8 protein-coding genes are annotated in these 11,858 nt (G+C 67.7%); 2 read left to right on the top strand and 6 right to left on the bottom strand.

The window, feature by feature from the left end; translation table 11 throughout:
* Nucleotides 1–225: 225 nt before the first annotated feature.
* Nucleotides 226–579, top strand: a complete 354-nt coding sequence (locus tag AB0953_RS30770; RefSeq protein ID WP_366862853.1) for a hypothetical protein — start codon at nucleotides 226–228, stop codon at nucleotides 577–579.
* On the opposite strand, the gene AB0953_RS30775 is transcribed toward AB0953_RS30770, so the two are convergent.
* The 6 genes from AB0953_RS30775 to AB0953_RS30800 form a co-directional block, all read right to left on the bottom strand.
* Nucleotides 561–1,013, bottom strand: coding sequence for a hypothetical protein (locus AB0953_RS30775; protein ID WP_366862854.1), 453 nt, complete (start codon nucleotides 1,011–1,013; stop codon nucleotides 561–563). The two genes, AB0953_RS30770 and AB0953_RS30775, sit on opposite strands and share 19 nt — an antisense overlap.
* Before the next feature lie 1,276 nt (nucleotides 1,014–2,289).
* On the bottom strand, nucleotides 2,290–2,820 hold the full coding sequence (locus AB0953_RS30780; protein ID WP_366862855.1) for an RICIN domain-containing protein: 531 nt from the start codon (nucleotides 2,818–2,820) through the stop codon (nucleotides 2,290–2,292).
* A 403-nt stretch (nucleotides 2,821–3,223) separates the two neighbouring features.
* On the bottom strand, nucleotides 3,224–3,652 hold the full coding sequence (locus AB0953_RS30785) for a hypothetical protein (protein ID WP_366862856.1): 429 nt from the start codon (nucleotides 3,650–3,652) through the stop codon (nucleotides 3,224–3,226).
* Nucleotide 3,653: 1 nt separating this feature from the next.
* Entirely contained in the window at nucleotides 3,654–8,372 is a 4,719-nt protein-coding gene (locus AB0953_RS30790; protein WP_366862857.1) for a putative T7SS-secreted protein, read from the bottom strand.
* Nucleotides 8,372–8,935 (bottom strand): hypothetical protein, encoded by a 564-nt coding sequence (locus tag AB0953_RS30795; RefSeq protein WP_366862858.1) that lies wholly within the window; start codon nucleotides 8,933–8,935, stop codon nucleotides 8,372–8,374. Before AB0953_RS30795 ends, AB0953_RS30790 begins: the two co-directional genes overlap by 1 nt.
* Entirely contained in the window at nucleotides 8,935–9,366 is a 432-nt protein-coding gene (locus AB0953_RS30800; protein WP_366862859.1) for a hypothetical protein, read from the bottom strand. Before AB0953_RS30800 ends, AB0953_RS30795 begins: the two co-directional genes overlap by 1 nt.
* Before the next feature lie 1,023 nt (nucleotides 9,367–10,389).
* Between AB0953_RS30800 and AB0953_RS30805 the strand changes: the two genes are divergently transcribed.
* Nucleotides 10,390–11,088, top strand: coding sequence for a hypothetical protein (locus tag AB0953_RS30805; protein ID WP_366862860.1), 699 nt, complete (start codon nucleotides 10,390–10,392; stop codon nucleotides 11,086–11,088).
* The last annotated feature ends 770 nt before the right edge of the window (nucleotides 11,089–11,858 follow it).

Raw genomic sequence — 11,858 nt, forward strand, 5'->3', positions numbered from 1 at the left:
GACGGCGCCCCGCTCGTGCGGGAGTCGGGAGACCGCGCGCAATGAGGGAAGTGCGCTGGCAGGCTCCCTCACCCGTGCGGGTCGGCCGTTCACGCGGGGCTGGTGGGGCGAGTAGGGCCGGGGTGGGGGCTCCCGGCGGAATGTCCAGGTGGGCGCGGACCGCATACAGAAACGCCCGCAGGTCCCGCCGCGCAGCGGCGGCCCCTTGGGCCCGACATCACCACAATGCTCAAAGGCCAGACCAGTGCCTGCAAGGCAGCACGCGACGCCATCGCCGCCGGCGGCGAGGTCATGCTCTTCGACGGACGGCCGCCACAGTGGATGGTCTTCGGCATCGCTGCGACAAGGCTGAGGTGGTCGTTGAAAATCGGCCTGACGACCCTCAGCCTTGACGAGACCGTTGAGATCCTCCGCGCTCGGCACCGCGACGAGCAACTGCGTACAGGCAACATCGTCGCAGCAGACGGATCTTGGTTCTTCACCCTGTACTTCGACGCCACCGGCACCGAGCTCCTGGCGTGCAGCGGCGTCAAGAACGAGCGTCCCCCGCGCAGGGACGCTCAGAAGCTCCAGCTGTAGAGGCCGCCACCCGTGCTCACCGCAGACGCTGCGAGGCGGGCAACGCCCTGCAAGACCGCCAGTAGATCATCGTCGGTCATGTCGTCGCCGTCCTCAGACCGGAGCCGCGTAATCCAGCGGCCGGCGAGCTCTTCGAGTTCGGCAGAACTCGATTCGGCGAGCGCTCGAGTCAGCCGCTGCGGCAGAGCGAACACCTCGACGCCATCGTTCAAGGGGGCGGTGACCCACTCCGGCCAGGCCCACCCGAGGAGCTGCTCAACCGGCAGGGCCTCGGCCGAAGGAGCCTCGAAGTACATGTCCCACTCGGCGATGGCGCTGTCCGGCTCAATAAAGCGGCAGGTCACAGACTCAAAGTCCTCGCCAGGTCCCCGCAGGCGCGTCGCAGCGGCCGCCTCGTCGTCGGGGGCGAGGAAGAACACTATGTCGTGGGCCATCCGAGCATGATGGCAGCCCGCCGAGCAGACGGGGTGCTGGGTAATCGGTCTCAGCCGTCTGATCGGCGAGCTACCTCGGCTGCGTATGCGGTCCTGACGGCCCCGGCGGCCCAGCGCTCGGCAGCTGTGGTTGCGGCGGGCAGCCGCCTGGGCAGCGGGGCCGGCAGCCAGACCCGCGCGAGGCCCGCATCGCCCGGCTGCGTGATCTCAACCAGCGTCTCACCGGCAAACTGGCCCGCACTCACACCGAGCTCACCCAGCTCAAGGGGCGGCACCGACACCTTCTGTCGGTCCTAGCGGCCAAGGACGACGAGCTCCAGCGTCTGCGCCGACAGCTCGGTACGCCCGCCGCAGTCCCAGACCAAAGGCAGGGGGACGACGCCAAGGGCGTCGTCCCCCTGCCTCGCTGCTGAGCCACTCCAGCCCCGAACGTCTCATCCCACACTCCGAGATGCTGGTCGCCTGGCGAATCATGACCAGGTGTCTCACCCGGTAGGGAGCTACCCCCAGCTGGCCGAGGGACCCAGAGCCGGCCGACGACTGATCGCGCGATCGGGACGCCCCGAGCCAAGTGGGTCCTGAGCGCTTCCCCAACCCCGGTACTGGTGCGACGCGCCGGAGAGGGAACATGTCTCTGCCCTTAAGGTGCGGGCAGTACAGCTGCCCTCTTGCAGGCCAGGTTTGCCTTGGCTTTTTAGAGACCGGGACCATAGCCCCTACCTACGGGGTCAGAGGTGGCCTGCAACGAGCTCGCGCACTTAGCAAACTTCTTGGCAACTCCGTCTTGACAGGCGCTCGCGACGATGCGAGCGGAAGCGATTCCTCCGTTCGCGGCCACGGTATCGATGCAGGCACTGTAGATAGCACTTGCACTTCCGGCACCCGCGATGATTCCCGCAGTGACCAGAGCGAAGCTCGATACCGCCACGGCAACAGGCTTAAGGCTACGCGCATACTTCTTCCCGACTCTCCTGGAGAGCATGGGTTACCGACAAGCCTCTAAACCATCTGTTTGGTTCGGTGTTGCGCAAACAATGTCGTTACCACCCGAATGGAGCAATACGGGGTGCCCGGCCCGTGGAGAAACATCGGAACGAAAACCGGCGCTAAGGATAGGATCTGTCGGACATGGTGGGCGGCCGACGGAGTGCCGGTACGGCGCTACTCCCCCCACAGTCAAGGCGATCGTCGAAGTCACCAGCCTGCTCGCGCCCGGCGACAGAAGGCGGTGACTGCGGCGTTACCTACTTCCCTGTTGTCTGCCTGTTGACGCGGGTCAGCAGGGAGGTTCGTGCTGGAAGTACAGCGAATCGACAACGGCGGGGGCGCCGGAGGGGAAGTAAGGGTCGCCGGCGGTGATGCCAACCTTGGGGTCATAGGGCGTCAACGCTTGAAGTTGGCTGTTGTACGCCCAGAGCTGGTTGAGGCTCTCCGGTCCCGCGCGCCTTGTGTTCTGCACGAGAGCCGTTCCCGGCTCGATGTCTCCGCCGCCTTCGTACCCGGGGACTTCCAGGACGAGCCTGCTCTTCTTGTTGACCAGGAAGCCCCTGTCGAACTGCCATAGTTGGTTGTCGTTGTCGCTGTGCTTCCTGGGCCAGAGGATGACGTGGGTGCCGGGCTCGGTGCTGCCGTCTTTGATGTCGAGCACGTGGCCGCTGTACACGCTTCGGATGAAGAAGTCACCCTCCGGAAAATCGCCCTGCTGCAGGCTAGGCCCCAAGTAGGCGCTATGACAAGCACGACCCGGCCGGGAAGAACGGCGGCAACAGCCGCAAGGGAATTTATACGAGGGTGAAGAGTGAGGCATCTGGCGGCGTCGTGGGGGAGAGCCAGTCTTCTGGCGCGAGGGTCGGTGAGACGACAGACACCCAGTGGCCTGCTGCGGCTGGTGTCCGTCGGCGTTCCGTCTGGTTTGCGAGCGACGGCCGTGCGTCAGTGCGTGGTGGTGGAGAGGCGTTTCAGCTCTGTGCCGCCCTCGTCGAAGGCTGGGCTGTGGTGTAGTCCCCGCGCGCGGCCTGGTGACGTTGGGCGTGCGTGAGCGCGTGCTTGTACTGCTTGGCGAACCGGCCAGCTCCACCACAGCCGGGTGAACGCGCCGAGCCCGCCGGCCTGCACCGGCATAGCCTTCACCATGGCCAGGACGGCTGAGGAGACGTCGCCGTCCGGTCGCTGGGCGACCTCAACGGCGACGACATCACCAGTGGCTTTCGTCAAAGATCCAGGCTGACCAGCCAGTATTCGTATTCCTCTGCGGTGATACCGCAGATGTGGTGGCCGGACTGGGAGCGTGCGATGAACTCGATCCGCCCTTGGTCATCGACGAGGCGAGAAACGTCGGCGGCGTCGGTGAGTCGCACCCGGACCCAGCCGACCTCGGAGGCTCCGGTCACGACTGCCGTGAGGAGGAAGGCACCGTCCTCGCCGATGACCTCCGTCTGACGGGCGTGTTGCAGCCACAGCCGGTGGACTCCCTCGAGGTCTCCCTTCAGGGGAAAGGATGCGGCGGCCTCCACGCCGAATCCGGCCATGGCGCGCCAGGCCGTGTCGACCGACGGGGCGGGTTCGTTGCCCTGGACCGTGTCCACCTCGAAACCGCTGTCCCGGATGAGCGCGATGAGGTTGTCCTCGCTCGTTCGCATGTCAGTTTTCCTCGTAGAAGAAGTGGTGGTCTCCACCGGGCTTGTCGATGGCCCGGTAGCGTTCCATGGTCCCGTAGCCCTCGGCGGAGTTGTCCCAGCCGAAATTCACCCCGGAGCGCGACTGGTCTTCGAGTGTGCTTCCCTTTGGCCCGCCTGCGTGGAAGTGCGGTCCAGCGGGATCGTCGGTGTGTTCGACAACGACCCGGGAGCCGTTCGGTGTCTCGAATTGTCGGAAGTTGCCCCAGTGGGTCGGATCGCTGGAGTACACGTGGCCGGGCATGTTCTTCAGTGTCTTGTCGCCCATGACGATCCATTCCGCATCAGGAGTGGTCCCGAAGGGGACGCCTGCAGCATCGAACGCTGCACGCTCGGCGTCTGCGCGCAGCTTGAACGGGTTGCTCTTCTCGCCCTTGGGCGGACACGGGTTGAGGCCGAGGGGATCGGACCAGGTGTGGGGGTTGGGTACGTATGCGGCCGGGTTGGGGGCGGGGCCGAGGCCGAGGGGATCGATCGACAGATAGCGGGCGGTCTCGGGGTCGTAATAGCGGAAGCAGTTGTAGTGCAGGCCCGATTCGGGGTCGAAGTACTGCCCCGGGAAGCGGAGGGGCGTGTAGGCAGGCGCGTCGGTGTTCCAGGTTGTGGTTCCCCACACGGTGCTGCGGGTTCGCCAGGCTATCCCGCCGGTTTCGTCGACAAGTTCCGTAGGCGTGCCGATCAGGTCGGTGACGATTCCGAAGAAGCGGCTGTCGATCTCCTGTCCGCTTGCGTCGGCCAGTTTCTCGGTCTGTGCGAGTGGCTGGAGGCCGTTGTGGTCCCAGGTCAGCGTGACCTGGTGCGGTTGGTCCGGTGCAGTGGTCGTCTGCTCGCAGAGGGTCATGCCGTCCCAGACGAAGGTGACCTCCTCCGCGATCGTGATGCCGTCCGCCGCCATACGCCGCTTGTCGCTGCGGCGGCCGAGGGCGTCGTAGGAGTAGTTCCACAGCGTCCCGTCGGGAGTGGTGACTGCCGTCAGCCGGTCCTCCGCGTCCCATTGGTAGCGCCACGTGTCAGGCTTGCGCGAGAGCCGGGTGCGCTGACGGAGCGTAACCCTTCCGGCGGAGTCGTACTCATAGCGGATGCGGCCCGCGCCGGTGAGCCGGGTGCCCTCGTACGTGCGCACCCCTGTGGCGTCGGCGCCTCCCGGGTGGGCGGCCGGCCAGACGGCCTCCGTCTGGTTGCCGGCAGCGTCGTAGGCGTAGCGCTCGCTCCATCCTTGGGCGCTCACCGCGGTGACCCGGCCGACCGGGTCCAGCTCGTACGTCCGGACGCCGGCGAGCTCGTCCTCCACGGCGACCAGATGGCCATCCGCCCGGTAGGAGTAGCCGCGCCGCTGGAGAAGGCTGCCGTCGGCCCCGGTGACCCGCTGGTCCACCAGGCGTCCGAGGTCATCACGCGAGAAGTTCAGCGTTGCCGTATTGCCGATGTGACGGCGTGTCTCGCGGCCCATCGCATCCCGCTCGAAGGTGATCCGACGGCCGGAGGAGGTCAGGGCGGCTCGATGGCCTGCGGCGTCGTAGGTCCACTCGGTGGTCGCTCCGGAAGGCGTGGTCCGGGAGACGGTGCGGCTCAGCACGTCATAGGTGCGGGCCAGTGTCCGCCCGTCGGCGGTCTCCTCGCGGACGCGTCCGAAGCGGTCCCGTAGGTATGTCACGGTGCCCGAGGGACCGGTGATGGATGCAATGCGGTCGGAGTAGTCGTATTCGTACCGGGTGACGGTGCCGTCCACGTCTTTCAGGACCCGGTTGTCGAGGGCGTCGTACTCTACGTGGACCGCCTGGCCTGCGGCATTGACCCGAGTGACCAGCCGACCGCCGGCATCGTGTGTATACCGCACGGTACGGCCGTCGAAGTCGGTCTCGGATTCCGGCAGCCCGGCGGCGTCGTACGTGTACCGCCATGTGAGCCCGTGAGGGTTGACCACCTCGGTCAGGCGCAGCCGTGCGTCGTGGACGAAGGCGTAGCGCGCGCCGTCCGGGCCGGTGCGGGCTTTCACAACGTCGAAGTCGCCGTACTCGAAGGTGGTGCTCGACCCGAGGGCGTCGGTGTGGCGGATGCAGTTGCCCTCGCCGTCGTAGGCCCAGGACTGGGAAGAACCGTCCGGGTCGAGGCGCCGAGCGAGCCGGCCTTCCGGCGTCCAGTCCAGCACGGTGGTCTTTCCGAGTGCATCCGTGATCCGTACCGGCCGTCCGAACATGTCCCGTTCGTAACGGGTGACCGCACCGGCCGGGTCCGTGATTTCGATCGGCATGCCGACGCCGTCGCAGCGGATGCGAGTGGTGCCTCCGAGCGCATCGGTGACGGATGTGACGCTGCCCGAGGCGTCGTACGTGTAGTGAGTGGTGCCTCCGAGCGGGCTGGTACGGGAGGTGCAATTGCCCCGTTCGTCGTAGGTGAACCGCCAGGAGGTGCGATCGGCTTCGGTGTGGCGCAGGGGGTGCCCGGCCTGGTCGTACTCGGTGCTGAGCTCACGTCCGTCCGGGCGGATGACGGAAACCAGTCGGCCTTCATCGTCGCGGCCGAGGACAGTGGTCCGGTGCAGCGCATCGGTGAGGGCGACCAGCCTGCCGCGGGCGTCGTACGTGGAACGCGTCACCGCACCCAGCGGGCCGCGACTCTCCACCACGCGATACGCCTTGTCCACCAGGTAGCGGTGCATCTCGCCGTCCGGCGTGGTCGTGGTCGTGGTGCGCAGGCCGGTCTGAGGGTCGGGCTCGCCATAGGCGAAGGCGAGCGTCATGTGCCCGTTGGCGCCGCCTTGCGAGATACAGCGGTCGAGGTCGTCGTACACGTACTCGTAGCGGCTGCCGTTGGTATCGGTCCAGGAGGTGATGCGGGCGCGGTCGTCGTAGGTGAAGCGCAGTGGCAGGCCGGAGGAGTTGGTGACGTCCGTGAGGTGCCCGTCGGTGTAGCCGTAGGCGAGGATGCGGGGACCGCCGTCGAGGTGGAGGGCGGTGATGCGGCCGTCGGCGGTGTCGAAGCGCAGACGGTAGCCACCGTGGTGGGTGATGCCCTGCGGGGTGCCCTGTTCGTCGTACTCGAAGGTGATGAGGTTGCCGTTGCGGTCCTCCAGCTGGGCGACGGGAGCGATTCCGTTGCTGCCGGGGTCGCCCGAGGGCGGGGTGAAGCGGCGTATGTGGCCGTTGGCGGGGTTTGTGAGCGTCCAGTCGCCGTCGGGGGTGCGCTCCAGCGGATGTCGGGGCGCGGACGGGGACACGGGGTAGACGGCGATGCCGGGGGCCGGGTGCGGGTACGGGACGGCGAGGCCGTCCTCGGTGACGACCACGACACCTTCGGCGTCGACCTCCAGGTGCTGGTCGATCGTCGACGCCCAGGTGGGTCCGAACCACCGGCCGCTGGCGTACCCCGATTCCGCCCGCCGGGTGAAGGCCAGCGGCAGCACGCCCGGCAGCACGATGTCGGTCTGCGGCAGGAACATCCGGCCGGTGGCCAGGTCGACGGGGTCGGTCCCGTCGCACCGCTTGTCGCAGTCAGGCCTCTCGTTCTTGTGGGGGCCGTCCACGTCGTTGCTGTGGCGGCCCGGACCCTTGACGTCATCGAGGTACTTGGCGTCGTCCAGGTGCTTGGCGGCCGAACCGAACCTCTTGAAGGCGCCGGCGCCCTTGGAGCCGATGAGGTCGGGGATCAGCTTGCCGATGCCCTCGGAGGGGTCCTTCATGAACTCGTCGAGCATCTGCTTGCCCGCGCCCCATGGGTCGTTGGCCATCACGAGCAGGCCGGCCGCGGTGGAGTTCAGGTTGGTCTGGTATTCGGCGGGGTGCGTGATGTTGTAGAGGTCCAGCGGGTTGAGTGCGCGGGCGAAGTTGACCGTGCCGGCCACTCCCTTGACGACGCCTCCGAGGAGGTGGGTGCCGGCCAGTTCGAAGTACTGCTCGGCGTCGGCGAGCTGCTGGGTGTACGAGGGCTTCGGCGGCGCCGCGTCGCGGGCCTTGCGGACGGCGGCAGCCACGGCCTCCGCCTGCTCGTTGCGCTGCTTGCGGGCGTCGTCGAGTTTGTCCTGGGCGGCGCTGGCCATGGCCTTGCCGGGGTCGGGGTAATCCTTGTCCGGCTTGGGCGGCAGCGGGTCCTTCTTCGCCTTGTAGGCGTCGTTGTAGGCGTCGGCCGCCTTGTTGTACGCCTCGCGGGCGTCCTGGGAGGCCTTCTTCGCCTTGTTGTAGTCCTCTAGGGCCTCCTTGGCCTTGCCCTGCGCCCACTCCACCGTCTCCGCGAAGCGGCCCATGGCATCGGCGGCCTCGCCGAAGGCCTTGGCGGCGTTGAACCAGCGCGGGGGTTCCTTGGCGACGGACTCCTGGAAGGCCTTGGCGGCCTCGCCCTTGAGGCCGTCCGGCTCGCCCATGGCCTTGAGGCCGTTGCCGACCGACTCGAAAGCAGTCTTGAAGTCGTTCAGGTGCCCGACCTGCTCGCGGATCTTCGAGACGCTGCCGTAGACCAGCTTCTTCGGATCATCGGTCTGCCCGAGTTCCAGCTCGGACACGTCGGCGCCGAGCTGGTTGGCGGCCGAGCGGCTCTTGTCGCGGATCCAGTCGCCGGCGTCATCGAGCCCCGCCTCCTCGGCGAGGTCGGCGACCTTGTCACCGCTCCACTCGACGAAGTCGCCGACCTTCTCGATCCCGTGCTCGACCTTGTCCTCGACCGAGTCCGGTATGAAATCGCGCCAGCCCATCAGCCCTTGCCCCCGTTGCCCTTCGTCTGTTCCAGCAGCTCCTTCAGCGACCCGATCTTCCCGTTGGAGGTGACAGTGTCCTTGGTGTCGGACCAGGTCTGCTTGATGTCCTCGGCGCTCTTCTCGAAGGACTCGGCGCTGTAGTCGGGCTTGTAGACGTCCGCGCGGAAGATGTCGCCCCAGGACTTCTCCTCGATCTCGTCCTCGCTGGCATGCGGATTGCCGTACGCGGCGTTCGCCGCGACCTTGAACGCGCCCTGGACGTAGTGGTCCTCCTCCCACATCGTCCCCGCCGCGATCCCCAGGTTTCCCGCCAGCGCCGACGCGTTCTGGATCAGCGACCGCACCCCCCACTCCCACCGCTCGCAGAAGTCCTCGAAGTCCTTCGCGAGCCCGCCGTGCCCGGCCTCCATCGCCGTCATCGACAGATTCTCAAACCCCGCCCCCTGCGAAGCCCCCGCCGCATCCCCCGACTCCCGCAACTCCGCGATCGCCGCCCGCAGGCCCTTCTGGATCGCAGCAACCGCCTGCGGCGAGACCTCCAGGTCGCCGTTGCCCGCCATCAGGCCACCGCCCCGCGGCTGTCCGGCGCGACGCCGTCGACGATGTCGACGATGTCGACAGCGCGGGCGTCGGGCACGATGCCTGCGACCGGCGGGAACAGCATCGACTCGTCCTCGTCCGCCACGTTCACGGCGACACCGGCCGGCCCGTCGACCTGCGGCACCACTGCATCGACGAGACGCGCGCCCAGGATCGCGAGGTACGGCCATTCCCGGCCGGACTCCCCGCGCGCCTCGGCGAACCGGGCCAGTGCCTCCTCGTCCGTGAACGCGTACAGCCAGCGGATCCCGCCCGAGACGGCCGACACCAGACCGCCGTCGGGACCGTCGGCGAGCGGGGCGAGCAGCAGGGCCCGCCGGAACTCACCCACCAGGCGTCCCGGATCTCCCCGCCCGTCCCGGTAAGCCGCAATCTCTGCAGCCAGTTCCATAGTTCGCGTTTCCCCTCCAGGCCCGACACCTGGTGTGGAATAGTACCTTGATCGCTAAATCGGCTAATCGGGTCCCGTGGGTCGCCTTCACGGTTCCGGTGAGGTCCGGGTGCGAACGCGGCGAAGATGTTCTTCGACTGCGCGCGAGGATGCCGCGCCGACGGCAGGATGGGGAGTCCGCAGTCGGTTGTCTTCATACTGAGCACGCTCGAAGCCCGAGCGGTCGTACCCTCTTCGCCGCACGGGGTGGCTCCGCGGCCTGGCATTGTTCATGAGAACGGGTTCTGGCTCGCTTTCCGTGATGAGCGCACGCTGAGTGACGGCTGACGCTTCGTTCAGGCTCCGGCAAGTTGCCTCAAAACTGGCCAGGGCCGATCGCGATGTGGTCGACAGTGGGGCCTCGTGGTAGAGACGTTGCCCCATCTGGAGGGCCTGCTGTTGCCGTTCATCTCGGACGTGTCGGTGCTGTCGCTGGCATGAGTTACGAGGGGATACGCATCGACGTCTGTAGTACGGCGGCCGGGGCGGCATGCCCGGACTGTGGGAGCGAGTCACAGCTCTTACCTGTGGTTCCTGCGGGCGTACCGAGCGGGGGACGTCTGGTGGTCTTACAACTGCGAGTCCGGCGGTTCTTCTGTCCGAAGACCGGGCTGGCGCCCGGATGGCACAGGCGTTCGGGGTGTCCATCAGTCGCAGCGCGGTGTTGCGGCTGCTCGATGAGTTGCCCGAACCCGAAGTCCCGGCCCCGCGGGGGGTGGGTGTTGATGAGTACGCCACACGCAAAGGAGCAGGTCTACGGCACGGTGCTCGTCGACGTCGAGACCCGTCGGCCGGTGGATCTGCTGCCTGACCGGGAGGCGTCCAGCCTGGCCGCATGGCTGGCGAAGCGACCCGGGATCGAGATTCACCGAGGCCTCCGCGCTGCTACCCGCGCCCGAGCCAGCCACCCCCAGCCAGCAGGCGCCTGGGCCGCTGCGCCCGCTGGCGAACCGCTGGATCGGACTGCCGGCCCTGACCACCCTCATGGCCGACGATGAGCCGGCCAGCCCCTGCCAGTGCGCCGCGCCGATGGCGGCCGAACGGGACTTCTTCCCGCCGGTGATACCTTCCCTCACCGAGGCGGAGGTTGCCTGGCGGCTTCAGCGGGCTACCGCGCATCCGTACTTGGCTGCCCAGCTCGCCACGGCGGTGTTCACCGCGGCCTGCACCACCCAGCTCGATACCGTCCACGTCCACGACTTGGCCCTGGACGGCTCGACGATCACGCTTCACGACCATGGCCTCCGCCGGGGCTGCATGACCCACCCTGTCCCCACGTGGGCCCGCCCCCTGCTGAGAGCCGCAGCCCTTATCTGGAGGCTCAAGGCGGGCACCAACGGTCCGCTCTTCACCGATCCGCTGGAGAGCACCGGCCTGCCGCCGCTGACCGACTTCGCCGAGAGCTGCAGGCTGCGCCCGCCCCAGCCGCCACGACCCAAACGCCGACGTCGTAAAGGCACGAGGCCGGTACCGAAACCGCACCAGGAGACGGTCTGGCCTGTGTGCACCGTCCACTACCGACGGCCCTGGGCCGCGCCTGAACCCGAGCGGATGTACGGCTGCCCGTACCCGCCTCCTCACACGCAGAGGACCATCGACAGGAGGAAGAAGGGATGGCCGCCGCCCGACTACGGGCTACGGGAACTCCAGCCTCCAAGCTGGCCGTTGGAGCCATCCCTGTAGCCCCGGGACGAGAGCAGGAGCAGATGAACCCCGGCCCCACTCGGGGTCCACCAGGGACTTCGCAGCTTCACCGATCGGCGACGCGGCGAGCCAGCGGTGCAGTCCATCCACCCCAAAGTCAATCCGAAAGAAAGAATGAAGCATCGGCTAGCTGAGGTAGGTTGCCCGTGTGGCCTTCGCTTCCGAGTACGAGAAAGCCGGCCCTGAATCCGGGAACAGGTGACGCGGTACGAGAAGGCCTTGACGGAAGATCCGCACGACCCATGCCGGCAGACCTGCGCCGGAGGTGAAGGAAGCCCTCCTGGCCGCCAGCAAAAGGCATGGCGTGCGCATCGCCAACCAGGTCGCGCAGGACGCGGCCGAACGTATCGCTGACGGCACGCTGTAGACAACCAGCCCCAATACAACCCCAACCCCAGGTGATCCCGGCAGCACCACCACCGGCCTCCCGTAACCTGCCGCCCGCGGAGCGGGCTTGTCCTGGAGGCGAAGCCGCAAGGACCAGGTGGGGGAGCGAAGCGGAGCCACCCAACAGGCCGAAGGCCCGGACCTCGTGAAACGAGGTCACCTCCCGCGCGAAGCACGGGAGGTCCAGGCCTGGCGAAGCCAGGCCGCTCGGGTGGAGCGAAGCGGACCCCCATCAGTCCGAAGCGAAGCGGAGGACCCCCGGCCCGAAGGGCCGGCCCTGGCTCGGCGAAGCCGAGCCCCGCCGAGCGCAGCGAGGCGGTTCGCTGGCACAGCGCGCAGCGCTGTGGGACCCGCTCCGCGGG

It is taken from the genome of Streptomyces sp. NPDC046866 (assembly GCF_040704625.1).
Classification (GTDB): domain Bacteria; phylum Actinomycetota; class Actinomycetes; order Streptomycetales; family Streptomycetaceae; genus Streptomyces.

Bases quoted from the DNA above. Each gene is read 5' to 3' on its own strand.
- AB0953_RS30805 (WP_366862860.1), top strand. From the start codon at position 10,390: ATGGCCGACGATGAGCCGGCCAGCCCCTGCCAGTGCGCCGCGCCGATG.
- AB0953_RS30790 (WP_366862857.1), bottom strand. From the start codon at position 8,372: ATGGGCTGGCGCGATTTCATACCGGACTCGGTCGAGGACAAGGTCGAG.
- AB0953_RS30770 (WP_366862853.1), top strand. From the start codon at position 226: ATGCTCAAAGGCCAGACCAGTGCCTGCAAGGCAGCACGCGACGCCATC.
- AB0953_RS30785 (WP_366862856.1), bottom strand. From the start codon at position 3,652: ATGCGAACGAGCGAGGACAACCTCATCGCGCTCATCCGGGACAGCGGT.
- AB0953_RS30795 (WP_366862858.1), bottom strand. From the start codon at position 8,935: ATGGCGGGCAACGGCGACCTGGAGGTCTCGCCGCAGGCGGTTGCTGCG.
- AB0953_RS30800 (WP_366862859.1), bottom strand. From the start codon at position 9,366: ATGGAACTGGCTGCAGAGATTGCGGCTTACCGGGACGGGCGGGGAGAT.
- AB0953_RS30775 (WP_366862854.1), bottom strand. From the start codon at position 1,013: ATGGCCCACGACATAGTGTTCTTCCTCGCCCCCGACGACGAGGCGGCC.
- AB0953_RS30780 (WP_366862855.1), bottom strand. From the start codon at position 2,820: ATGCCTCACTCTTCACCCTCGTATAAATTCCCTTGCGGCTGTTGCCGC.